This window comes from Coprococcus sp. LG101-27 (assembly GCF_027695515.1).
GTDB lineage: Bacteria > Bacillota > Clostridia > Lachnospirales > Lachnospiraceae > Allocoprococcus > Allocoprococcus comes.
This window is the reverse complement of sequence record NZ_JAQEUJ010000003.1, coordinates 43,553-67,298: the sequence shown is the minus strand read 5'-3', so window position 1 is coordinate 67,298 and position 23,746 is coordinate 43,553. Positions and strand designations below refer to the sequence as shown.

The window sequence follows — 23,746 nt, the reverse complement described above, 5'->3', positions numbered from 1 at the left end:
GCTAATCCTCCTTGTTCATTCTTCTGTACATCAAAGTCGTTATAAACATAATAACAACAAACAACACGACTGACATCGCTGATGCATATCCCATACTTGAATTAGATGAGAATGCTCTTGAATAAATGTAACTTACTGTTGATTCTGTTGTATAATTTGGACCACCGTTTGTTGTAACATAAATAATATCAAAAATCTGTAATGCCCCTGCAAATCTTGTCATCAGAATATACCAGAATGTTGGTCTGATAGAAGGCACTGTTATATGGATAAACTGTCTGATCTTCCCTGCCCCATCCATCTCAGCAGCTTCAAAAAGCGAAGGCGATACCTGTTGGATTGCAGTCACATAAATAATCGCTGATATTCCAAAACTTCTCCAGATAGAAATAAAAGACACAACAAATATAGTAAGTCCCGGTGTATTCATGAAATTTATTTTCCCAAATCCCATAGACTGCAATGCTGCTGTAATAAAACCAATATTAGAATGAAGGATCATTCTCCACATAATTCCGATTACAGTGGCAGAACAGATGACCGGTAAAAAGTATACAGCACGTAAAAATTTGTTTTTCAGATTATTCTTGCTGATCACAGCTGCAACAATTAAAGCTCCAAGCACCTGAATCGGAACTTCAAGTCCTGTAAATATTGCCGTGATTTTCAAACTGTTAAGAAAACGCGCATCATGAAAAGCCTCAATAAAATTATCAAAACCGATAAAGCTTGCTGTATTCAGCGTAATCGGGACATCAAAAAAGCTCAATCCAAACGCCATAACAAGCGGAATAACGTTAAACAATAACAGTAAAATAACGGATGGTGCTATAAAAACATACGCACTTCTGGAGGGTGTATTCCAGTATCGTCTTATTTTCTCCATTTTTTCCTCCAATCTCATTTGAAAAGGCGACTTATCTAAGCCGCCTCATTTCCCCGTTTAACAGCATTCTATTTATTGTACTTTTCTACAATCTTATCTGCTGAATTCTGTGCCTTTTCCAAAGCCTCATCCACAGAAGACTTTCCAAATGCCACTGAATTGATCATTTCCGGAATAACATCTGTTAATACAGAACTGATTCCTGGAAAATTAGAATCTACAATAAAATCTGTAGGTGCTTCCGGATTTGCTGCTGACATAGCACTTAATTTTTTATTTGCCTTGTATTCTTCATTGTCCTGTACAGAGTATGTATATGCCGGGAAACCATTTTCAAGTGACCATTCTAATGCCGGGCTTTTTCCATCTTTATCTGCTGTATTCCACCATTCGATGAATTTATATGCTGCTTCTTTTTCTTCTTCACTGGCTGCTGTCGTAATACCAAATCCAATGACTTCTACAGAATTCATATCTCCGGCATCTCCCTGTGGGATCAGGCTGATTCCATAATTTACACCGGCTGTATCAAGTCCGGTTGTTACCCATGGTCCGCCTATTGTTATTCCAATCTGACCGGCGCTTGCCATTGAATCTGTATCTGCTTCTAACGGATTATCACCATTATCAACCATATCTTTATACATATTCAGGAATTTTTCATATCCTGCATTGCCTTCAAAATTAGCTTTCCAGTTTCCGTTGTCATCTGTAACCGCAAGTCCTCCAAATCGCTGCATGATATGTGCAATCTGATAAGCATAATCATAAGAAATTCCCGAACCGTAAACATTCTTGTTTGCATCAGTAATCTTAGCTGCATCTTTCTGCCATTCATCCCATGTTGCCGGCGGTGTATCCGGATCCAATCCTGCATCTTTAAACAGATCTTTATTCCAGTACATATAATATCCAACTACCTGGAACGGAACAAAATACATCGATTCGTCATCGGAGCAGTAGTCCAGATAAGACTGAATAAAATCATCTTTGTCCAGATTCGTTTTATCAAATACATCACTTACATCCTGAAGATAATCTCCATAAGTAAAGCGGTATGCACTTGAACTAAGAATCATTGTCGGTCCCTCATTTGCAGCAAAGGCTGTTGATAACTGACTGTCAAGATCCGAAGAAATATCCATTTTTACTGTGATACCATCTTTATTCTCTTTGTTATACTTGTCAACCATTTTCACCAGCATATCTCCATCTGCACCGGTAAAACTATTCCAAAAAGTAATAGTTGTTCCTTTAGAATCTCCAGATTTCTTTGACTCTTTTTTGTCCCCTGAACCTCCGCATGCTGTAAGTGATGCAATCATCATCGCAGATAAACCTAATGCCGTAATTCTTTTCCACTTTTTCATATTGATTCCCTTTCTGAAACGTAGTAAATACTTTCCCTTCGTCAAGTTCAAGCACTATATTTTCTTTGCTTTTTCGCAATGTACACGTGTACGTTTTTTGTTCTAAGTAAAGGATATTCCTTCTCTTGTTAAAAGTCAAATGCTTTTTATATCTTTGTTAATATTACACATTTTAGAATTATATTTTTGTGCATTTATTCCTTGTTTCTGTGTCTTTTCTTTATGTTCTCGTGTACTCACATTATTTATTCTGACTATTCAGATAATTACCCGCTTTTCAAACGTGGTCTCATACCATCCGCATTTCACCACACCACTACATTTTTGAATTGAAATCGCCCGGATTTTTTCATTATCATCAATAATCTTGAGCACCGAATCAGCAAAAAGAAAGCACTCTGATTCGGTGTCACAACCTCATTCTAACGCAAAAATACCACCACATTGAAATTTTTCTCTCAATGCGGTGGTTTCTTTTCTTACTTCACTGCTTTTACCGCAGCAGACATTTTTTCTTCATTTCGTTTTGAAAAATACAGTTTTGTTTCCCCAATGATCACTTTTCTAAGTGCAATGATTGCGATCAGGTTTGGAATAATCATCAGCGCATTCGTGATATCTGCAAGAAGCCAGATTGGTTCCAGCGATAAAAACGGTGCCAGTGCAATCGCTGCAATGTAGATGATCTTATATGGTTTGATCCATTTTGTTGTGCCGGTCAGATAAACCAGGCAGCGTTCTCCGTAATAATTCCATCCCAGAATGGTGGTAAATGCAAAGAACATAATTCCTACTGCGATCAGATACATGCCTATATTGTGTGGCAGACACATGTTATAAGCAGCTGTAACAAGTGTGCTTCCGTTCATATCCGAACTGTCCATCAGCCCGCTGCTGATGATAACTAGTCCTGTCATGGAACAGGTCAGAATCGTAGTAACAAACACACTTGTCATGGAAAGAAGGCCCTGTCTTACACCGGAATTCGTCTTCGCCGCTGCTGCCACGATCGGTGAACTTCCAAGTCCTGCCTCATTTGTATAGACACCTCTGGCAATCCCGGTTCTCATAACCGTCATAAACGTAATGACACCTGTTCCTGCAGTTCCTCCGATTACCGATTCTTTTGCAAATGCACAGGTAAAAATGGTCTTAAAAGCATCCGGTACTGCCGCCCGGTTGATCACCAGCGCCACTACCGAGCCTCCGAGAAAAGTAAGCGCCATAATCGGCACCACAATTTCAGCAACCTTTGAAATACTTTTAATTCCTCCGATCGTTACAACCGCAGTAAGCACTGTTATGATGACTCCTGCTACAATGATCGGTATATGGAATGTCACATTGACAGATTCTGTGATCGCATTTACCTGCGGAAACGTTCCGCAGCCAAATAATGCTGTACATATGCCAAACACAGAAAAGATTTTTGCAAGCCAAATAAACCTCTCTCCCATACCATTTTGGATATAAAACATCGGTCCGCCGGCCATCTGGTTATTCTCGTCCGTCACTCGGTATTTTACCGCTAAAAGACTTTCTGAATATTTCGTCACCATACCAAGTATGGCTGAAATCCACATCCAGAATAACGATCCCGGTCCACCAATTCGAAGCGCCGTTGCAACTCCAACAATACTTCCCGTTCCTATGTCTGCTGCCATCGTTGTACATAGAGTCGCAAATGCCGATACATCTCCTTCTCCACTTCCGGTCCCACTTTCTTTTTCAAAAATGGCCCTTACTGCACGTGGAAATTTTGTGATCTGCAGTCCTCTCAATTTGATCGTAAAGTAAAGCCCTGTACCAATCAGCAGCAACAATGTCGGAGGTCCCCATACATAACTTTGGATAGTCGTCAGCATCCCCATTAAACTACTCATTTCACTTCTCCTTCGCCTCTGTTATTGTTTTCCATCCATATTCTATTTTTACGATAATCTTTTCCCCACTAGATTTTTTTCTTCACCTTCTTAATCAACTTGTTTTTTGAAAAAAGCTCTCTCCGTTCATAAAATTGTTCATTTTTCTTATTTCCGCTTCGACTTTCTTTATGCATATTATACATAACATTCCTGCCCGTGACAAATCAATTCTTTTTCTTTATAATAGAATTTCTTAAGATATAATGAACGTCCATTTTCATTAAGCAACATGAAATTATATTTTCAATAGAATTTTTACAAAAAAACCGCCGCATCAGCTTCATTCTGACACAGCGGTACTTTTTTCTTTCATAAAACTAGTGAGTAGTTCCCATAGCCTCTTTTACATCTTCTGTATTATTCACTACAGCTTCAACACAATATTCCAGAGACTTTGCGATTGTCTCAAGCGGCATACTTGCCATTCCGTTCGCCTTATCTACAACCTGATCGCAAGCATATGGTACATGGATAAATCCGGCACGGATGTTAGTGTATTTGGTTGCACACATATGCAGTACATTGTACATTACACAGTTGCATACGTAGGTTCCTGCCGTGAAAGATACATGGCATGGAAGTCCGTGAGCACGTACATTCTGAACCATTGCATTTACCGGAATTGTTGCAAAGTATCCGGTTGGACCGTCTGCCTGAAGTGGCTCATCAAGTGGCTGGTCACCTGCATTGTCCGGAATCCGGGCATCTGCAAGGTTGATTCCTACTTTTTCTACAGTGACGCAGGAACGTCCGCCTGCCTGACCTACATTGATCACTATATCCGGGTTATGTTCTTTGATTGCCGCTTCAACTGCCGGTGCACTTTTCTTGAATTCTGTAGGGATCTCTACATATACGATCTCTGCCCCCGCAATTGTTGACGGAAGAAGCTTGATTGCCTCGAATGCCGGGTTTACGCTTTCTCCTCCAAATGGATCAAATCCTGTTAATAAAACCTTCATGTTAATTTCCTCCTTTATATCTCTTAGTATAACACAGGCTCCGGGATAATAACCTTCCCCTGCTGCATAATCTGTCGGTTGTCCGTGTAGATATCCGGTTCCATACATACCAGATCAAAATGCCCTTTGGCGTTCTGAATACCTCCAAGAGCAATATTACGCCCAAGTCCTACATGGAATGTCCCATAAGCAGATTCATCTTCAATATAGCAGTTTCCAAGGCATTGTGAGCATGAATTAAGCCCGATTCCGAGTTCCCCCGCAATATAGATCCGGGAATCCTGATAATCTTCCATGTATTTTTTCAACCGAATACCGGTCGGAGTCTCTTCAATCTCCGTAATCCGTCCGCCTTTAAATAAAATCCTTGTCGGTTCCTCTGCGCGACCAATATATCCCAGAGAACCGTCAAGCACCATCACACCTTCTGTCTTTGTCTCCTCGATCGGGACATAGACCTCAATACTGGAAGAAGAATATCCCTTTCCATCCTTTAGAACTCCGTTAAAAAATCCCGGATCTCTGCCCACTTTGTAGAACATCATATCCGTTCCTGCCGGAGTTGTCACACGGACTTTTTCTGAATACTTGAGATATTTGATAAATGCCTTTGCCATCAGCCGGCTCTTCTTCGTATCCATCGTCAGGAAATCGTATTCCAGAAAAGATCTTCCGTCATTGGTTGCCAGTGGCAAGGACAGAAATTTCTTGTGTCTTTGTATCGCACGCTTTGCGGCTTTCGTTGTCACCAGCGAATACTCTGTCGCCGCGATAATTGCCGTATAAGGATCAAAAACTGCTTCATTATCATCAAAAAAGATTCCCACATGGCGCCCCTTGTTCTCGACAAGCAGTGTATTCACTGACCGTGCTTTTCCGGAAGCCTCTTTTTCCATTGCTTTTGCTTCTGCAAGATATTCCTTCGATGTCACGATCAGTACTTTGTCCCACGCCCTTACTTTTACCCATTCGTGAATAATGATCCGGGCACCCCGTTCCATATTCGGTGTCATATGTCCCTCTTCTTTCTCCATACCAAAAACTAGAATAAGCTTACGAATTCTAAGGCCATTATTTTCTGCTTTTCCAGTGAAATAATGACCTTAGCTACTTATGTCTTATTTACTTTAATACTATCATATAACAGATCTGGAACACAAGCATAAAAATTGCAACCAGAACCTGATTTTTGATAGCGCCCCAGCGGTCCTTCATGTTCAGGATCGCAACCGGCAGGATGTTGAAGTTCGCTGCCATCGGTGTAAGCAGAGTTCCGCAGTATCCACATGTAAGTGCGAGCATACCGATCACCACCGGATTAGCACCGTAAGCAAGAACGAACGGTGCACCGATACCAACTGTCATAACGGTGATAGCTGCGAATGCATTTCCCATGATCATGGTAAAGAGTACCATACCGATTGCATAAACGATGATCCCGATATTTACATTTCCCTTTGGAACAATCTTTTCAACAAGCTGTGCGATTACATCGCCAACTCCTGCAGCGGTAAATACACCTCCAAGACATCCAAGCAGCTGTGGCAGCATACTGAGAGGTCCTGTGATTCCAAGGAATCTTTCAGAATCATTCAAAAAGACTGCCGGTTTATTCTGTTTTGCATCGAATGCCATCAGTAAGATCATAGCTACAATCACACCAACGGTAATTGCGACCATAGAACTCATATTACTGAATAATGCAAAGAACAGAGAGCATACCGCTACGGAGAATGCCGGGACAAATATCTTCATTCCGATCTTCTTAAACTGCTGTTCTGTGTGTTCCTTTGTCGGATTATCTGTTTTTCCGATTTTTACTTTCTTGAAGATTGGCGGCAGGCACATGATCAGAACAAGCGCACCAGAAACCTTTGCCGGGAGCCATGAACCAAATCCACAAACGATACCGAAAGAGCACCAGAAAACAGCGGTTCCGACTCTTGACGGATTCTCTTTATCCAGCAGGTTCTTGATTCCTGCGTAAATCGTGATCAATCCGATAATTACCCATACTACATTCAGTCCGATTGCATTAAACGAATCGCCGACCTGTATAAATTTTAAATTACTCATCTGTCTTCCTCCCTCTATTTCTTAGTATCTGTTGATTTTCCATAGTATTTCTTCATCAGTTTGTTATCTTTCACAATAACAAATGCGCAGGAAACAACAAGTGCAACTAATGCTACCGGGATTTCAGCTGCTGCAAGGTCGATCAGTTCTACTTCGTATCCAAGACCTGCAAGTGTTGTCTGTACAAGGATTCCGCCGGCACCACCTACGAACAGTACCTGGAAGAAGAACCATGTAAAGTTCTGCATAGCAACAGCAAGTCCTTTTGCTTCTTCTACGTGATCTTCATTTGCTTTTCCTTCTTTATTGCTGATCGCACCTTCGATCATCGGAAGCAGTACCGGACGGATAAATCCGGCAACTCCACCGAAGCTGACATTGAATGCTCCAAACAGAGCATTCAGCATACCATATACAGCAACAAGCTTACCTGCTGTCGCACTTTTTACTTTACGGATCAGGTTTGCCGCTGCTTCACGCAGACCGTTTCTTTCCAGTGTACCTGTAACCAGCAGGATCATGATAAAGATTGCCATACTTCTGTTCGCTACAAAGTTTGTACCGATTGTTTCCAGAAGTCCGCCCACTCCAAGTCCTCCAACAATCCCTGTCGCGATAAGGGCCAGGAAAATAATGAGGATTGAATCCAGTTTCAGCGCGAATCCAACGATTACGATTAACACGCCAAGTAATTTGATGAGTTCCATACCTAACTCCTCCTTTAGAAAAGTATTAAAAAGTTATTTATTTTTTCCAGTCACTTTGACAATCATCGGACGCTGTCTTATGTAACTGGTCAAAATCTGTCCATCCTGCTCTTCCAGATGACATTCCATCACATGCACTGCTTCCATCAACATCTGGATAGTCGCCTCGTCATGTGCCACATGAGCCCTTGCACACAAATTCAGGTATTCACCCTGTGCGGTCTCATCTGCAACCTCGCTGGTATAAGCAACCGTTGTGATCCACGGAAAACGGATCGACGGATAACGATGGTTTGGATCTGCCGCGAACGGGATCCAGTAGTTGATCATTTCTTTATAATAGTTTGCCGGGAACAATTTCGGCATCCATGCATGTGCATATTTTTCAAACTGAGCACTCCATTCACGGTTCAATTCTCTCATCTCCGGATACTCGGCAATCTTGTCTGCAATCACATCTTCCATTACCTTATTGACCGGGTAATTGTCCTTGTACTCTGGATTGGTCACATACCAGAAATAACCATAAAGCAGAGATCTCGGAAGCCAGAAGCCTTTGTAAGACGGGGAGGTATAACCTGAAAACTGCTGCTCCCATTCATGGCTCGGTACTCCGTGATTGTCCACGATCATATCCGGGACATACCGGTCATAAATACGGGTTAATCCCATCGCCTCGCTGTGGATCGTATCCTGCTGGAAATGTTCATAGTAGAACTCTTTTCCAAGCGAATTAAATCTTGCCACATGGAATTTCCAGTTTGGATGCTCTTTTTGCAATTCATAATGGATTGCCGCACCATCCACATTTTCCATCGGAACGATCACCAGATTCAGTTTATCCGGTAAATCTTTGTAAACATCTTCTGTCAGCAGCTTCTTGATCAGGATAAATGCTGCATTTGTCGAAGATACTTCATTTGCATGATGTCTTGCATTGATCATCTCGCCAGGAATTCTTGATATACGCTTCGTCATGGACAGATAGCCTTCGTATTCCGGTTTGATCCATACTGCATAGAGTTCACGTCCTGTATAAGATACCGTAGTCCGGAACACTTCGATTCCAGGAACCTGCTTCAATTCTTCGATGATCTCACGGTAAGTATCATATCCGATCAGTTCATGCTCATGCAAGTCAATCTCTTCAATCCGTTTCGTCTTTGGTTTTTCTTCTCTTTCCGGTGTAAGTGCTGCATACTGTATCTCGCCCTGCTCACTTTCAAACAAAAGCTTCGTACCTGCAGTAACACTTTCACACTCTGCCAGTACACCCTTTGACCACAATGTTGAGTAAGTGTGTAATACATTAGATTGTACCCCATTTGTGCGGATATGGAAAGTAAAATTATCATTTTCCCATGAAATAGCACGAATCCATGCATTTGCTTCTTCCCGTTTTCTCTGTAAAAGAACCGTTTTTCCATCTTTTACAATGCATGCTTCTTCTTTTAACGGCTCGGTCAGTGTCACCTTAAATACCGGTCTGCCTTCTTTTTCATGGATCACCGGAAGGATCAGTCCCGGCGCATCCAGCATGACATCTGCTTTCTTCACACCGTAATTTTTAAAATAGTCGCTTCCGACAAAATACATATCTTCATGCAAAGCATCCAGTGAAGAGATCAGATCCTCTCTTGATCCGGTCGCATAGTCCGGTTCACTTGCGGTCACGTCCAGACGCAGTTCATGGAAAAACGGCTGCAGGTCTGCGGAAATCTTTCCGCCTGTCTTTTCCTCAATATATCGTCTGCAATCCGGAAGAACTTCTTTCTGGTAAACATCCCAGATCTCTTCCATATCGGTACGGACGGTCTGATAAAATACTTCCTGTCCGTCAATCTCTGCTTTTACATAACCGGTTGCCGGATGAACCTTTCCCATCTGCGGATATTCATCCATATATGGTCTTTCCGACCAGACTGCTTTGTAAGTATCCTCACAGCAGACCTTTTCGTCCTTGATCCCCTTGCAGAGATAAGTGATATCTTCTTCGCCTTCATAAGCTTTGAAAATGACTTTATCTCTTTCAATTCCAAGCTCTTTTACCAGAATATCTTCTACCGGATACAGTTCCTGCAGATAGCGGATCGGAAGATCATACCACTTGTCCGGAGTGTCTGCATTCAGATTGTGATAGGACGGGGTTGCACCGTTCTCATCCAGCCAGTCTGTCTGGCCTTCCGGCAGGAACGGTTTGAAATAAATCTCAACCTGATCTGCCTGCGCTTCCTTCATCACCGGAAGCATCTCTTCAACGATCCAGGAATATCCCTGTTTGTATGCACAGATAACGGAGGTATCCTCCGGCTTGGCACCTAACATCTGGATTCTGTCTTCGATTTTTTCTTTTATCTTCTGGCGTACTTTTATATTTTCACTTACCGCACCGGTAATCTTTACCTTGCTTCCTTTCCCGATCTGCGGATAAACCTTTTCTTCCAGAAGTTTTTCAAAAACTTCCACTTCCCACGGAAGCTCATACACCTTCTCGTACATCTTCTGTCCGGATTTGTAATTATATACCTTTGCATCCCCGGCTTCTTTTTTCTGTGTATCATTCCAGAGCGGAGATCCGTACACTTCGTATTCTCCTGTCTGCTCTTTCTGCATCGCTTTCAAAGCTGCAAGCTGTCCATCTGCGCTGCGCAGTACAAAGTCATCCACCATATCCATCAGCAGGTCTTTCCAGCTTCTCTGACCATTGATCTGTGGAAATTCCATACAGAGGCGGGAGGTAAATGCGATTAGTTCCTCTCCGTCACCGCGAAGAGATACTTTTACACTTTCTCCTTCTTTTTCCCGTACAAGCTCTGTCTGCTCTGCTTTTTCCAGAACGAGCCGGTTGCCTGTATAAGCTGCATCCGCTGTAATATTTCCTTTATATCCGGTTGTCTCCATACCGAAACGCCATGCCAGGTTACATGCTGCAACGAGCATCGCATCATCTGCATCCTCCGGAAGTACAATCTTCACATCCAACACATCCGGAAGAAGATCCTGATTCTCGTCTTTCAGGAAATCCCCTTTCTGAAGCATCGTCTCCAGCCCTTTTTCCTTACGGAAATCCAGATCAAAGATCGGACCTGTATGCTTTGATGCTGATTCGTACTCTTCCGGTGTCTCCCCTGTACTCTTTTTCCACAGGGCTTTCAACTCTTCCATATTCTCCGGCACCGGAATCTCACCGTCCGCTGTGATCACCGGAAATGTAGCTGTCTCTGTCTGAAATCCCAGAAGCAGTGCTGCTTCAACCGCATAACGCTTCTGTTCTCCTGTCATGCCGGCTGCAAGTTTTAATTTTTCCATCTTACACCTCCAAAAGCACTGTAGTTCGTTTTCGTACTACGGTCTAAAAAGATACTGTATTCCGAACTACGTTCTGCTTTTTATATCCTTCATTCTACTAAAGTGTTCAAATAAAGTCAACCATATTATCCTTATATGGACATTTTCAATAAAATGTATGCAGAAACAAAACATTGCACTCTCCACCTCCCTGTGTTACAATAGCTTCAATACTTTTAAGAAGGCAGGAACGATCAATTATGACAACGCACGGCAAACGACATGCAAAACAGGACATCATGGATGCAGCATGGAAGCTTTTCACAGAACAGGGCTATGACGAAACTACGATTTCCCAGATCATTGAGCTTTCCGGCAAATCCCGCAGCACCTTCTATCATCATTTTCGCGGAAAAGACGAGCTTCTCTTCAGCCTCGCCTATTCCTACGACAGTGACTATGATAGCTGGCTTCAGACCTGTGACCGGACGCTTCCAGCCGCCGATCTGCTGCTCGCCTTCAACCATTTTGTGCTGAATAACCTGGAGCATTCACCATATATGGATCTCTTTGCGTCCCTCTACGGTCTTCAGGTAGCTACTACCGGAACCAGACATATTTTAAACCCGGATCGCAATTATTATAAGATTCTGCGCAAGATCCTTTTCGACGGGATCAAATGTGGAGAACTAAAGTCAGACTACTCCTACGTCGAGCTCTCCCAGATGATCACCTCTGCCCAGATCGGTCTCACCTACTCCTGGTGTCTCACCCAGAGAAGCTTCTCCCTGCTTCAATACGGCGAATTCCTCCTGACACCATTTATTGAATCTTTACGCGTCAACTAACCTAACCCACCCTCAATATAAATACCCTCTCCCATATACCAGGAAACTATCTCTCTATAGTTTCCTGAATTTTTATGTTTAGCAGCCGCCAGGTCTGCGCCCAAAGTCTTGAGGGCGGATTTAGAAAAAGAATAGGTGTGAAGGCACTTATTGTACAATGGACTTCACACCTATTCTTTTTCTAAATCCGCCACACAACCTCCCCCTCGCAGACCGTCTCTCTCCACAATCGAGTAGGCTGACTCCTACTCGATTTGTATACTTTGTACACCATCTCGCTTAACAGCTCAATGATGTACATTCGCCAAATGCAGATCCTTGTGCAAGCACAAATCTGCACTTGGCTCATCGTATACACAAAAAAGCAGGAACCAAATCACTTTGATTCCTGCTTCTCACTATTCCTGGTATTTATATAAATTAGCCATTGATCATGAAGTTAACCAGTTTATCGATGTCTTCTTTTTCGTATGCAATGATTTCCAGTTCCGGAATCTCTCCGTTAGAGAAAATATTTGCCATAGAAACATACTGAGAAAGTTTAGATTTCAGATTCAGTCTGTCGCCTTCTCCTGTTACAAGTTCTACTTTTCCTTTGCAGCTGTCTACTACTTCAAAAAACTTATCAATGTTTGTAATATTCTGTACCTTCATGATGTACACTCCTTTTCTTTTATCTCTTCCTATCTTTTACACCCTCAATATATACAATTTTTTTTTGAAAATCAAGGGTTTTTTTTCAAATCAGCGTTTTGGGCATTGTGAACAATTTAACAGTCTGTTTTTTGTGCATAATCACAATGTCTATTTCAAAACAATACTGTCCTTACGGATCTCGATCTTACGCTCTTTATACAGATGTCCGACTGCACGCTTGAATGCATTCTTGCTCAGATCAAACTCCGCACGGATCACCTCCGCATCTGCTTTATCGTTAAACGGAAGGACTCCGCCCTTTTCTTCCAGACGCGCCAGTACCAGAAGCGCATCCTTATCCATCTGGATAAATGCTTTCTCACGGACACTTAAATTCAGCTTTCCATCCGGTTTTACTTCTGTCACTCTCGCATGGATCTTCATTCCCGGTCTTAGACTTTTCGGTGCTTCTCTCTTTGGCACAAGCGCAGAATATTTTCCGTCCACTGCAACGAAAGCCCCGAAATTATCACTCACTTCGTAAACGATTCCCTCTACCTGATCATCCTTCTGATAAGGAGAATCACTGGTCAGATACTCATATACCTTCATGGTCGCACAGAGTCTCTGGCTCTTATCAATATAAAGTCCTACCAGACATTCATCCCCCGGTTTCACCTTATAAGTCTGCTCCTTAAATGGCAGGAACAGATCCTTTTCCAGTCCCCAGTCCAGGAAGGCACCGAATTTGCCTACCTGCACTACCTTCAGGATTGCACTTTCTCCCAGTGTAAGCTTCGGTTCATTTACCGTTGCGATCAGACGGTCAGAAGAATCCTTATACAAAAACACCTCAATCGGATCGCCCGGTTCGATTCCTGCCGGAACCTGCTTCTTCGGAAGAAGAACCTTTTCTCTGTCATCTCCCAGATATACTCCGAAATCAACTACCTTTACTACCGTAAGCATCTGTTTTTTTCCTAATTCCATCTCTTATTTCTCCTTGAATTCTACTACCGCATACGGATTTCCCTCCGCATCACAAAGTTCCACTATTTTTCTCTGTTCCTCTACCGCCATCTTTGGATAAATAATATCACCCATAACTGCGGATTTTTTATATTCTACCCGGATCTGTCCGGCACGCTCACATTCCGGCACCACATCAATTGCCATCTGAATATACTGGCAGTTATTGACATGCTCGTTTGTGTCGATCTGATGACGTCTTACCGGAAAACTTTCTCCATCTTCCAGTTCTTTTGGAAGCACAATCTTACGCGGCGCAAACTCTACATCCAGTGGTGCTTCCGGCCGATAAGCCTCGACCTCTTCTTTCGCCGGTCTGCATGGTCTTCCTTTTTTCATATCCATATATACCCAGACCGAATTGGCCCAGGCTGTCATCTCGCCTGCTTCATCCTCCATCTTAAAATTACGAAGTCCGAAAAGTCCGGTAAAATCCGTTGCCCAGGTGGACACCCGGATATGTTCCCCGAGCTTCGGATAACGGTTTACTACAATCTGCCATGCGGAAAGAATCCATGCCTGCCCGCTTTTTTTCAGTGATTCCACGCCATATCCGATATCCTCAGACTGAAAAGTACTACAGTCCTGAAAATAATTAACAAGCCCCGGTAATGTCAGAAGCTCCGTATGGTCTGCTTCACTGAATCGTACTCTGCTTTCAAATGTATACATCTCTTTTACCTCTGTTCTTCCACATAACTTCTGTCTAATGTGATAACACACTGATACTTTGGGTTATGATGCTGCAGTCGGTCCATCAAAGTCAGTGTCAGTTCATTCCCTTTTTCCTCAGAATACTCTCTCGGAATGACAAAATCAAAAATGAGATTGATCTGTTTTTCTCCATTCACCATGCGGAAATCATGGATACTGCATCTCGGATCCAGTGCTTCCACAGCTTTTTCTGTCTCATGTTTTGCCTGAAGTACTTCTTCATTACGAGTCTCCACCGGATCCATATGAATTGTCAGCGAGATCCCCAGTTGTTCCATTGCCTCTCTCTCAATCCGGTCAATGATCTCATGGGATACATCAATCGGGACATCATTCGGAACCTCTGCATGAATGATCGCCATACTTCTTCCCGGTCCGTAATTATGGATCACCAGATCATGGCTGCCCTCGATTCCAGCGTATTTTTCCACAAAATGCTTGATCTTCTCATAATCTTCCCATGTCGCCGGAATTCCGATCAGCGGCTCAAGCGTATCCTTCGCAATCCCAAATCCGGCCCACATAACGACCAGTGAAACACCAAGTCCGACAAAGCCATCGATATTGATCCCTGTGATCCGCCAGAATACAACCGACAGGATCGTCGCTGCTGTCGTGATCACATCTCCAAGTGCATCTGCTGCCGTCGCCATCATCACCTGGGAAGAAATCTTTTCACCAAGTTTCCGGTTAAACATCGCAAGCCACAGCTTCACACCTATGGACAACACCAGGATCAGGATCGACACCAGACTGAATTTTAACTCTTCCGGCTCCCGGATCTTCACGATCGCATTTTTGAAAAAGGTAAATCCAACTTCGATCACCAGAAAGGATACGATCAGTGCCGCTATGTATTCCAGCCTGCCATGCCCAAAAGGATGCTCCTTGTCTGCCGGTTTTTCTGCCATCTTCACTCCGATCATTCCAATGATCGAAGAACCTGCATCCGATAAGTTGTTAAATGCATCTGCAGTAACAGACACACTATGAAGAAGGATTCCTATCACCATCTTCGCAATCGTCAGCAGAACATTACAAAAGATGCCTACTCCGCTTGCCAGCACTCCATATGCTGTACGGACAGACACCTTTTCTACATCTTTATAATCTTTTACAAATAATTTTACAAGTATATCCGTCATTAAACTTTCCTTTACCTTAGGCGAAACAAATTTTCCTGCCATCTTCGTTGAAGTATATTCTACACATTTACTCCGTCAATTGCAAGAAAAACCATTTGATTTTTACCGGTGTGCCTTTTACGATCATCGCATACTCTTCATCCGTCAGCACACTCCGCAGCTCTTCCTTCCCTTCTTTGGGAACAATTGCATGGACAGAATCCATAAAACAGAGATTCGGATAAAGAACACACCACCAGTTGTGCCCCTGTGCCTTTCCGATCTTGATCCGGAGTGCATCGTACCAGCCTGCAGGGAAGGTGATGTCTCCGTAAGTTTTGTCCGGAAATTCACACCGCACGACCTCAGCTGTTATCTGATCGTTACATCCTTCTTTCTGCAAGACTTCCCTGGCCGTCCGGATCAGTTCTTCTTTGTGGCGGATCGCCCATGCTTTCGCCTCCGCTGCATTCCCTGCATTCGAAAGATTCTCACACATATAATCTACAACAGCCTCTTTCACCTTCATCTTAAGTTCCTGGTCTTCTTTGCTGTCACTGTTGGCAAGCACATGAAAGCGGAACACCTCACCGGATAACTTTTCCTGCACTGCATTCGCCTTCGCTTCCACCTGCATTCCCCTTGCAAATGCCGCACCACACAGAATCATGATCAGTACCAGCACCACTGCTTTTATTTTTTTCATTTTCGTATGTACCTCCTGTCTTTGATACCAGGAGTATTGACAACATATGGAAAACTATACATTTTTATCTGTGATATTCTACCTGATCTCTCCGGATAACATCCGATACTGTAGAGGCCTGATTGTCAATATGACATCCCATAAGCTCACATGCCTCTTCAACCTCTCCACCCGAAATCAGTGCGATCAGCTTATCATGTTCTTCCAGGAGCTGTGGATAACATTCCTTCTGCTTCAGGTATTCTACGCGGAACCGGTACATCTGTTCCCGCAGGTTATTCAGCAGCGTGATCAGTCTCTGGTTATTGGTTGCGGCAAAGATAATATCATGGAATTTTACATCTGCTTCAGCGATCTTCGTCACATCACCACTCTTTAAGACTTTACGGAAATCTTCAGCTGCCATCTTCATTTCTTCAACCTGCTCCGGCGTGATCCGTTCACACGCAAGCTGTACGGAAAGCTCTTCCAGTGCCTTTCTGACTTCCAGCACATCCTGCATATTCTTCTCTGTGATCTGTGCCACTTCTGCCCCTTTTCGTGGAATCATCAGAACCAGACCTTCCAGCTCCAGTTTACGGATTGCTTCACGGATCGGGGTGCGGCTTACTCCAAGCTTGTTGGCAAGCTGGATCTCCATCAGCCGTTCTCCCGGCTTCAGTTCTCCTCTTAAAATTGCCTTCCGGAGTGTATTGAACACAACATCTCTCAACGGCAGGTATTCATTCATATTTACTTCAAAATCCATATCCATTCTTATCTCCTCCTGACGTTATGCACATTTGCAAGATAAATCTGTTTTGCCAGATTCTGTGCTTTTACTTTTGTAAATGCTTCCTTCGCTGTCCTGCGATCCCTGAAAATTCCAAATACAGTCGGACCGCTTCCGCTCATCATCGCCCCAAGAGCACCTGCTTCCATCATACATTCTTTGATCTGTGCAATGACCGGATATGCTTCAACCGTAACCTTTTCCAGCACATTCCCCAAGGATGCTGCCACTTGCTCAAGATCCTGGTTCTTCAATCCGTCCAGGATACCATCTATATCCGGATGCTCCTTGATTTCACAGGAATCCAGCTTTTCATAAACCATCTTTGTCGATACACTGATCGGCGGCTTGGCGATCAGAATCTGACATTTCGGCATCGGAGGAAGCGGCGTCAGTTTTTCCCCGATTCCTTCTGCTAGTACCGTTCCGCGCATAATGCAGTAAGGAACATCCGCCCCAAGCTTCACGCCTCTTTCCATCAGCTCTTTTTGAGAAAGTCCCAACCGGAACATCTGGTTCATTCCGTAAAGCACTGCCGCAGCATTGGAACTTCCGCCTGCCATTCCCGCTGCAACCGGTATATGCTTGTCCAGATGGATTCTGATCCCGTCTTTGATATCAAATTCATCGATCAGAAGCTTTGCCGCTTTCCATGCAATATTGTCCCCATCATTCGGCAGATAAAAAAGATTTGAATCGATCTCGATACCTGGGGCCGACTTCTTTTGCAGCGTCACATTATCATACAGATACAGCGTCTGCATGACCATGCGCACATCGTGATAACCATTCTCCCGCCGCCCCAGCACATCAAGTCCAAGATTGATCTTCCCAAGTGCTTTTAACTCCAGTTTATCCATGCGTGTATCTCCTTATTGTATTTTTTCGACCTTTTTTTGTATCTTGTATACATCATTTCATTACTATAGTATACTCAAACTCTCCCGAAAAATCAATATTTTATCACCCGTTTTCAATTCTTTTGATAATAATTCATTATTAAGCAGAATGCTTTCTTCTGTGGTCGAATATTTCTTTGCCAGGCTCCACAGATCATCTCCGTCTTTTACGATATATCCCACAATTCCCGGCTGGTTCATCCGCTCTTCTTTTTTATAATCCACAAGTGCAGCCTCTGTCACCATCTGTATTTTTTCCGCTTTTCGCATGAAGCTTCTGAACGCCACGACCGCTTTGATCTCTACTTCATCATTTCCGGCAAGATCTACCGCAAGCTGCTCCACTGCATATGTGACGTCATATTTCATATCGCTGCTTCCTTCCCGGCATTCAAGCATTGCCGAGAACGGAACCATCCCCTTCCACACACCAAATGGTACTTCATCATTTGCCTTTACATACAGAAAGCTGACATTTAGAATCCCCTCTGCCAGAATTCCTCCATCCTGCACTTCCATTTTTTCTATCTGCAGATCTGCGCTGCTGTGGCACACCTGAAGGATCTCATCTTTCAGCTCCGGCAGACTTAATCGTTCTGTGATCTTACTTTTTGAATGATTCTGCATCAGAAGCTCCTCAACAACAACTTCTTCTGTCTCCAAAACACATTTTTTATCAAGGGAATACGCATCCTCTAAAATCTCCAGCTTTTCTTCCCCATAGACAAAAAGACGAACCTGAAGTGCCGCTTCAATGCCAAGCGCACGCATCTCACCGTCCTCATCCATCCGCACTTCCACACTGATATCATCCAGCCGGTCATAGACATGATGATACATACCTTCTTCTGCGCCGGCACACTCGATCCGCCCCTCATAAGGAACCGTCTGCTCCACCCAGTCTGTCTTGCCCTCTTGGGATTCATAGAGAACAAAGATCTGTAATTCTCCATTTATCAGCATAGCATCCTGCACAAGTCTGGTATCCATTTTCCGGGAGCTTACCTCTGTCCACAAGAGCGTTCCGATATTCTCTTTGGTCCCCGGTATCTTAATCTCCTCTTTGATCCTGTAAATGTCTCTCTTCGCGGTAAACAGCTGCAGCAGCTCCACCGGACATTTTTTCAGATAGATTCCCTCTTCCCCATCCACATCAAGTGTCACCTGTTTTTCTGTGATCTGCTCTGTATGTACCGTCATTTCCGCAAGCGCTTTTACCGCAAGCTTTCTCGAATGGATCAGTGATACCCCGCATTCCACCCGCTGAACTTGCACAATGTCTTCGCCTTCTCCGTTCTCTTCCTCCATGTAGACCATTTCCTCAAACGGAATCATTCCCTCCAAAGCTCCGGGACGCGGATCTCCCGAATCTGTCACATACAAAACTTTAAAATTCAGTTTTCCCGTCACACGGAGATAATTTTCCACTCTTCTTGTCTCTTCAATCCGCAGACTTCCCTCACCGGAAAGCACTCTTCCCACGTCACTTTTCGCATCTGGTACATTATAATCCCCACCGATCATAAACTGATCCGTCACTGTTTTGCCCATCTGATTCATGCGTACCTGTTTTCTTATCAGTTCCATAGTCAGCCTCCTACTCAAATATCACCGGTTTTTCGCTTTTTGCCATTTCCAGGACAACATATGGGTATTGGGAAAATCCATCTTCCCGCATACAGATATTTCCCATCTCCTCCCCATCTTTTTCTGTCTCGTCACTTCCCGGTCCCAGAAGTGTTGTCTGTACACAGATCACATCTTTTTCTTCCGTACAGCCATCAACCCGGATCGCATATCCCTCCATTTCCTGTCTCCCATACCCCTGTCCGACATACAGCCGGTCTCCTTGCACATACATGATCTGAAATGGGGTTTCTTCCATCCCGGCAATGCGTTCGGTCATTTCCGCCGGAACTTTTTTCTCATCCACAATGGAATATTCCAGCATTTCTCCACCCGCTTCCTCTTTTTCCATGACCTGACAGCCGCCAAGGAAAATCAGCATCCAGATCACCCCTGTCACACGGCATTTTATTCTCATAATTATTCACAAACTTTTCCATTTTTTTGTCTCTTTATTATCATATTATCTTCCTTGTATTTTCATGCCTCGAATAGTATAATCGAAGAAAAGTATGTTACTTTATACAATGAAAGAGAGGATTTTGGGGTAATGATACGATTTATCTGTATCGCAGTCTTTTTAATTCTTTACCTGATCCTGTCCATTCCGGTTTTTCTGGTGGAATGGATCATTGGTAAATTCAATCGCAGAGCCAAAGATATCAGTTCTCTGCGCATCGTTCAGTGGGGCTTTAAAGTGATTCTTAAGATAACCGGTGTCACGACAACCGTGATCGGTGAAGAAAATGTTCCGGATGAACCGGTACTCTTTATCGGCAACCACCGCAGTTATTTTGATATTCTCCTTACTTACAGCCGGTGCAGGCGTCTGACCGGTTATGTTGCCAAAAAAGAAATGGAAAAGATTCCGCTTCTTTCCACATGGATGAAGAATCTGTACTGTCTCTTCCTTGACAGAGACAATATGAGAGAAGGTCTGAAGACGATCCTTCAGGCAATTGATTATGTAAAAAATGGCATTTCCATCTGCATTTTCCCGGAAGGAACCCGCAACAATGGCGAAGAGCTTTCTATGCTTCCATTCCGTGACGGTGCACTTAAAATTGCCGAAAAGACCGGGTGTGCGATCATTCCGATCAGCATGAACAATACTGCTGACATTTTTGAAGCACATTTCCCACGTGTAAAAAAAGTACATGTCGTCATCGAATACGGCAAACCAATCTATCCAAAAGAACTGGATAAAGAGACAAGAAAACATCTTGGAATCTATTGTCATGATCTTATTCAGGACACAATTAAGAAAAACGCCAGTCTGATCTAAACCTATAACAGAAAAGAGGTACGATTATGCATTCTAAAAATTTAACATTACTTACAGACTTATACGAACTGACTATGATGCAGGGTTATTACGATAAGCAGGACAATCCCACCGTAATTTTTGATGTATTTTACCGTTCCAACCCATTTTCTTCCGGTTATGCAATCGCAGCCGGACTTGAACAGGTTATTGAGTACGTGAAAAATCTAAACTTCAGCTATGATGATGTGGATTACCTTCGCAGTCTCCACATTTTTTCTGAAGATTTTCTTCAGTATCTGAGCGGCTATCACTTTACCGGAAGCATTTACGCAATTCCGGAAGGAAGCCTGATCTTCCCAAAGGAGCCGATCCTCAAAGTCGTTGCCCCGATCATGGAAGCTCAGCTTGTGGAAACCGCAATCCTGAACATTCTGAACCACCAGTGTCTGATCGCGACCAAGTCTTCTCGTATCGTATACGCTGCCGGTGATACCGGTGTTATGGAATTCGGGCTTCGCCGTGCCCAGGGACCGGATGCCGGATTATACGGCGCACGTGCTGCCGTGATCGCCGGCTGCGTGGGAACCTCCTGCGTACTTACCGGCAAGCTTTTTGACGTTCCGGTTATGGGAACCCATGCACACAGCTGGATCATGAGTTTCCCGGATGAATATACCGCATTTAAAGCCTATGCAGATCTTTATCCTGAAGGATGTACCCTTCTTGTCGATACTTACGACACCTTAAAATCCGGTGTGCCGAATGCGATCCGTGTCTTCCAGGAGATGAAAGATGCCGGCATCAGCCCGAGAAAGCTTGGTATCCGTCTTGACAGCGGCGATCTTGCCTACCTGTCCAAAAAAGCACGTAAAATGCTGGATGAGGCCGGCTTTGAAGAAGCAACGATCTGCGCATCCAACGACCTTGATGAATATCTGATCCACGACCTCAAGATGCAGGGCGCAGCGATCGATTCATGGGGTGTCGGAACCAATCTGATCACCTCCAAAGACTGTCCTTCATTCGGTGGTGTATATAAGCTCGCTGCCATCCAGAATAAGAATGGTGAGTTCGAACCTAAAATCAAACTTTCTGAGAACACAGAAAAGATCACCAATCCGGGCAACAAGACGGTTTACCGTATTTACGAAAAAGAAACCGGCAAGATGAAAGCTGATTATATCTGCTTTGTAGACGAAGAAATCAATCCGGAGGAAGATCTTCTCCTCTTTGATCCAAGCGAGACATGGAAAAAGACAAAGATGAAAGCCGGAACCTATACGGTCCGCGAAATGATGCAGCCAATCTTTATCAACGGTGAATGTGTCTACACTTCCCCGTCTGTCAAAGAGATTGCCGCTTACTGCCGTCAGGAAAAAGATACCCTGTGGGATGAATCCAAACGACTCTTCAATCCTCACCAGATGTATATCGATCTGTCTCCAAGACTTTATGAAGTAAAGAAACAGCTTCTTGACCGCATGAGTGCTGATGACTAGGTCACAATTTGAAAAGAGGTATTACCGATGAAAAATATGACATTAAAAAATATAACCGCTGCCTGCCATGGAACCTTCCATGGTGACAGCAGTTTTCTTGAAAAAGAGATTACCGGCGTTGCAATCGACAGCCGGAAAGCAGCACCGGGATTTCTTTTTGTTCCACTCAAAGGAGCCCGCGTAGACGGCCACACCTTTATCCCACAGGTTATGGAACAGGGTGCACTTGCTACTCTTACAGAAGAAGATCCTTCTTCCCTTACCTGTCCCTGCATTCATGTAGAATCCTGTGAAAAAGCACTTCGTGATATCGCAGCGTTTTACCGCATGCAGCTTGACATCAAGGTTGTCGGCATCACCGGAAGTGTTGGCAAGACAAGCACCAAAGAAACGATTGCCTCTGTCCTTTCCCGGAAATACAATGTTCTTAAGACAGAGGGAAACTTTAACAACGGAATCGGACTTCCGCTTACCATCTTCAATCTTACCGAAGAACATGAAGTCGCTGTCCTGGAGATGGGAATTGACCATTTCGGAGAGATGCATGAACTTGCATCCATCAGCCAGCCGGATATCTGTGTAATCACCAACATCGGTCTTGCACACATGGAAAATCTCGGAAGCCGCGACGGAATCTTAAAAGCCAAAACCGAAGTTTTTGATCATCTACGTCCAAATGCTTCTGTCATCTTAAACGGAGATGACGACAAACTTTCCACAGTCGCAGAGGTACAAGGGAAAAAGCCTGTTTTCTTCGGTCTTTCAGACCAGCTGGATGCCTATGCAGATGGAATCGTAAGTCAGGGACTTCGCGGAACTGACGCTGTACTCCACCTTCCACTTGGTGAAATCAACGTACATATCCCGGTACCTGGAAATCACATGGTTTATAATGCTCTCGCCGGAGCATGTGTCGGCATGAAGCTTGGACTTACTCTGGAGGAAATCCAGACCGGGATCTCTTCCCTGAAGACGATTGCCGGACGTACCAATCTGATCGACACAGGATCTCTTTTGATCATCGATGATTGCTACAACGCTAATCCGGTTTCCATGAAATCTTCTCTGGATGTACTTTCTACCGCAACAGGAAGAACCGTAGCTGTAATGGGCGATATGTATGAGCTTGGTGATAAGGAGAATGAACTTCACTACAATACCGGCGCACATGCTGCCGAGATCGGCATTGATGTGATCTGCTGTATCGGAGAACTTTCCCACCACGCATATGAAGGTGCAAAAGCCTGTGCAAAGAGCAGTGCCGTACTTTACTTTAAAACCAAACAGGACTTCCTGGGAAAAATCCGGAATGTTGTCAAAAAAGATGATACCATTCTGGTCAAAGCTTCCCACGGTATGGAATTTCCTGAGATCATTGATGTACTCAGACAGATGAAGTTTTAAGAGAGGTA

21 protein-coding genes are annotated in these 23,746 nt (G+C 43.7%); 4 read left to right on the top strand and 17 right to left on the bottom strand.

Annotated features, from left to right (window positions below; translation table 11 throughout):
- Nucleotide 1 precedes the first annotated feature (1 nt).
- The 8 genes from PG766_RS04110 to PG766_RS04075 form a co-directional block, all read right to left on the bottom strand.
- Complete coding sequence (locus PG766_RS04110; RefSeq protein ID WP_118199554.1) at nt 2–886, bottom strand: carbohydrate ABC transporter permease; 885 nt, start codon at nt 884–886, stop codon at nt 2–4.
- Nucleotides 887–954: 68 nt separating this feature from the next.
- Nucleotides 955–2,256 (bottom strand): extracellular solute-binding protein, encoded by a 1,302-nt coding sequence (locus PG766_RS04105; protein ID WP_118199742.1) that lies wholly within the window; start codon nt 2,254–2,256, stop codon nt 955–957.
- A 479-nt stretch (nt 2,257–2,735) separates the two neighbouring features.
- Nucleotides 2,736–4,139: an alanine/glycine:cation symporter family protein gene (locus PG766_RS04100; protein ID WP_270590449.1), complete on the bottom strand. Its 1,404-nt coding sequence runs from the start codon at nt 4,137–4,139 to the stop codon at nt 2,736–2,738.
- Between the two features lie 359 nt (nt 4,140–4,498).
- Nucleotides 4,499–5,143, bottom strand: a complete 645-nt coding sequence (pcp, locus tag PG766_RS04095) for a pyroglutamyl-peptidase I (RefSeq protein ID WP_117559045.1) — start codon at nt 5,141–5,143, stop codon at nt 4,499–4,501.
- A gap of 23 nt (nt 5,144–5,166) precedes the next feature.
- Nucleotides 5,167–6,156, bottom strand: a complete 990-nt coding sequence (locus tag PG766_RS04090) for a peptidase (RefSeq protein WP_243002857.1) — start codon at nt 6,154–6,156, stop codon at nt 5,167–5,169.
- Nucleotides 6,157–6,265: 109 nt separating this feature from the next.
- Nucleotides 6,266–7,219: a DUF979 domain-containing protein gene (locus tag PG766_RS04085; protein WP_008368959.1), complete on the bottom strand. Its 954-nt coding sequence runs from the start codon at nt 7,217–7,219 to the stop codon at nt 6,266–6,268.
- A gap of 14 nt (nt 7,220–7,233) precedes the next feature.
- Nucleotides 7,234–7,926 carry a 5-oxoproline transporter, DUF969 family subunit gene (locus tag PG766_RS04080; protein WP_008368960.1) on the bottom strand — a complete coding sequence of 231 codons (693 nt, stop codon included), beginning with the start codon at nt 7,924–7,926 and terminating at the stop codon, nt 7,234–7,236.
- 33 nt (nt 7,927–7,959) lie between these two features.
- Nucleotides 7,960–11,235, bottom strand: a complete 3,276-nt coding sequence (locus PG766_RS04075; RefSeq protein WP_270590448.1) for a M14 family metallopeptidase — start codon at nt 11,233–11,235, stop codon at nt 7,960–7,962.
- A 239-nt stretch (nt 11,236–11,474) separates the two neighbouring features.
- Here PG766_RS04075 and PG766_RS04070 point away from each other — a divergent pair, with 239 nt between their 5' ends.
- The gene (locus tag PG766_RS04070) at nt 11,475–12,062 is read left to right on the top strand and encodes a TetR/AcrR family transcriptional regulator (RefSeq protein ID WP_270203545.1); all 588 of its coding nucleotides are present in this window, start codon (nt 11,475–11,477) and stop codon (nt 12,060–12,062) included.
- Between the two features lie 420 nt (nt 12,063–12,482).
- Here the strand turns inward: PG766_RS04070 and PG766_RS04065 are convergent, their stop codons facing one another.
- The 9 genes from PG766_RS04065 to PG766_RS04025 form a co-directional block, all read right to left on the bottom strand.
- Entirely contained in the window at nt 12,483–12,716 is a 234-nt protein-coding gene (locus tag PG766_RS04065) for a hypothetical protein (RefSeq protein ID WP_008368971.1), read from the bottom strand.
- Nucleotides 12,717–12,866: 150 nt separating this feature from the next.
- The gene (locus tag PG766_RS04060; RefSeq protein WP_117835151.1) at nt 12,867–13,688 is read right to left on the bottom strand and encodes a CvfB family protein; all 822 of its coding nucleotides are present in this window, start codon (nt 13,686–13,688) and stop codon (nt 12,867–12,869) included.
- Between the two features lie 3 nt (nt 13,689–13,691).
- Nucleotides 13,692–14,399 carry an acyl-[acyl-carrier-protein] thioesterase gene (locus PG766_RS04055; RefSeq protein ID WP_055157924.1) on the bottom strand — a complete coding sequence of 236 codons (708 nt, stop codon included), beginning with the start codon at nt 14,397–14,399 and terminating at the stop codon, nt 13,692–13,694.
- A gap of 5 nt (nt 14,400–14,404) precedes the next feature.
- Nucleotides 14,405–15,586, bottom strand: a complete 1,182-nt coding sequence (locus PG766_RS04050; protein ID WP_022221113.1) for a cation diffusion facilitator family transporter — start codon at nt 15,584–15,586, stop codon at nt 14,405–14,407.
- A 67-nt stretch (nt 15,587–15,653) separates the two neighbouring features.
- Complete coding sequence (gene spoIIR, locus PG766_RS04045) at nt 15,654–16,271, bottom strand: stage II sporulation protein R (RefSeq protein WP_173685834.1); 618 nt, start codon at nt 16,269–16,271, stop codon at nt 15,654–15,656.
- A gap of 64 nt (nt 16,272–16,335) precedes the next feature.
- Nucleotides 16,336–17,025: a GntR family transcriptional regulator gene (locus PG766_RS04040; protein ID WP_008368980.1), complete on the bottom strand. Its 690-nt coding sequence runs from the start codon at nt 17,023–17,025 to the stop codon at nt 16,336–16,338.
- Nucleotides 17,026–17,027: 2 nt separating this feature from the next.
- Nucleotides 17,028–17,903: a 4-(cytidine 5'-diphospho)-2-C-methyl-D-erythritol kinase gene (gene ispE / locus PG766_RS04035; protein WP_118199739.1), complete on the bottom strand. Its 876-nt coding sequence runs from the start codon at nt 17,901–17,903 to the stop codon at nt 17,028–17,030.
- 63 nt (nt 17,904–17,966) lie between these two features.
- Complete coding sequence (locus tag PG766_RS04030) at nt 17,967–19,529, bottom strand: DUF3794 and LysM peptidoglycan-binding domain-containing protein (RefSeq protein ID WP_270590444.1); 1,563 nt, start codon at nt 19,527–19,529, stop codon at nt 17,967–17,969.
- Nucleotides 19,530–19,539: 10 nt separating this feature from the next.
- A complete protein-coding gene (locus PG766_RS04025; RefSeq protein ID WP_008368986.1) occupies nt 19,540–19,986 on the bottom strand; it encodes a protease complex subunit PrcB family protein in 447 nt (148 codons plus the stop codon).
- Nucleotides 19,987–20,118: 132 nt separating this feature from the next.
- On the opposite strand from PG766_RS04025, the gene PG766_RS04020 reads away from it, so the two are divergent.
- From PG766_RS04020 to PG766_RS04010, 3 genes are read left to right on the top strand one after another with little or no spacing between them, the layout of a single operon-like run.
- Nucleotides 20,119–20,853: a lysophospholipid acyltransferase family protein gene (locus tag PG766_RS04020; RefSeq protein ID WP_117559029.1), complete on the top strand. Its 735-nt coding sequence runs from the start codon at nt 20,119–20,121 to the stop codon at nt 20,851–20,853.
- A 26-nt stretch (nt 20,854–20,879) separates the two neighbouring features.
- Nucleotides 20,880–22,334 carry a nicotinate phosphoribosyltransferase gene (locus tag PG766_RS04015; protein WP_055157914.1) on the top strand — a complete coding sequence of 485 codons (1,455 nt, stop codon included), beginning with the start codon at nt 20,880–20,882 and terminating at the stop codon, nt 22,332–22,334.
- A gap of 27 nt (nt 22,335–22,361) precedes the next feature.
- Nucleotides 22,362–23,738: a UDP-N-acetylmuramoyl-tripeptide--D-alanyl-D-alanine ligase gene (locus tag PG766_RS04010; protein ID WP_022221116.1), complete on the top strand. Its 1,377-nt coding sequence runs from the start codon at nt 22,362–22,364 to the stop codon at nt 23,736–23,738.
- Nucleotides 23,739–23,746 lie beyond the last annotated feature (8 nt).

Excerpts from the sequence above, each read along its gene's own strand:
- PG766_RS04110 (WP_118199554.1), bottom strand. The coding sequence starts at position 886 with ATGGAGAAAATAAGACGATACTGGAATACACCCTCCAGAAGTGCGTAT.
- PG766_RS04105 (WP_118199742.1), bottom strand. The coding sequence starts at position 2,256 with ATGAAAAAGTGGAAAAGAATTACGGCATTAGGTTTATCTGCGATGATG.
- PG766_RS04100 (WP_270590449.1), bottom strand. The coding sequence starts at position 4,139 with ATGAGTAGTTTAATGGGGATGCTGACGACTATCCAAAGTTATGTATGG.
- pcp (WP_117559045.1), bottom strand. The coding sequence starts at position 5,143 with ATGAAGGTTTTATTAACAGGATTTGATCCATTTGGAGGAGAAAGCGTA.
- PG766_RS04090 (WP_243002857.1), bottom strand. The coding sequence starts at position 6,156 with ATGACACCGAATATGGAACGGGGTGCCCGGATCATTATTCACGAATGG.
- PG766_RS04085 (WP_008368959.1), bottom strand. The coding sequence starts at position 7,219 with ATGAGTAATTTAAAATTTATACAGGTCGGCGATTCGTTTAATGCAATC.
- PG766_RS04080 (WP_008368960.1), bottom strand. The coding sequence starts at position 7,926 with ATGGAACTCATCAAATTACTTGGCGTGTTAATCGTAATCGTTGGATTC.
- PG766_RS04075 (WP_270590448.1), bottom strand. The coding sequence starts at position 11,235 with ATGGAAAAATTAAAACTTGCAGCCGGCATGACAGGAGAACAGAAGCGT.
- PG766_RS04070 (WP_270203545.1), top strand. The coding sequence starts at position 11,475 with ATGACAACGCACGGCAAACGACATGCAAAACAGGACATCATGGATGCA.
- PG766_RS04065 (WP_008368971.1), bottom strand. The coding sequence starts at position 12,716 with ATGAAGGTACAGAATATTACAAACATTGATAAGTTTTTTGAAGTAGTA.
- PG766_RS04060 (WP_117835151.1), bottom strand. The coding sequence starts at position 13,688 with ATGGAATTAGGAAAAAAACAGATGCTTACGGTAGTAAAGGTAGTTGAT.
- PG766_RS04055 (WP_055157924.1), bottom strand. The coding sequence starts at position 14,399 with ATGTATACATTTGAAAGCAGAGTACGATTCAGTGAAGCAGACCATACG.
- PG766_RS04050 (WP_022221113.1), bottom strand. The coding sequence starts at position 15,586 with ATGACGGATATACTTGTAAAATTATTTGTAAAAGATTATAAAGATGTA.
- spoIIR (WP_173685834.1), bottom strand. The coding sequence starts at position 16,271 with ATGAAAAAAATAAAAGCAGTGGTGCTGGTACTGATCATGATTCTGTGT.
- PG766_RS04040 (WP_008368980.1), bottom strand. The coding sequence starts at position 17,025 with ATGGATATGGATTTTGAAGTAAATATGAATGAATACCTGCCGTTGAGA.
- ispE (WP_118199739.1), bottom strand. The coding sequence starts at position 17,903 with ATGGATAAACTGGAGTTAAAAGCACTTGGGAAGATCAATCTTGGACTT.
- PG766_RS04030 (WP_270590444.1), bottom strand. The coding sequence starts at position 19,529 with ATGGAACTGATAAGAAAACAGGTACGCATGAATCAGATGGGCAAAACA.
- PG766_RS04025 (WP_008368986.1), bottom strand. The coding sequence starts at position 19,986 with ATGAGAATAAAATGCCGTGTGACAGGGGTGATCTGGATGCTGATTTTC.
- PG766_RS04020 (WP_117559029.1), top strand. The coding sequence starts at position 20,119 with ATGATACGATTTATCTGTATCGCAGTCTTTTTAATTCTTTACCTGATC.
- PG766_RS04015 (WP_055157914.1), top strand. The coding sequence starts at position 20,880 with ATGCATTCTAAAAATTTAACATTACTTACAGACTTATACGAACTGACT.
- PG766_RS04010 (WP_022221116.1), top strand. The coding sequence starts at position 22,362 with ATGAAAAATATGACATTAAAAAATATAACCGCTGCCTGCCATGGAACC.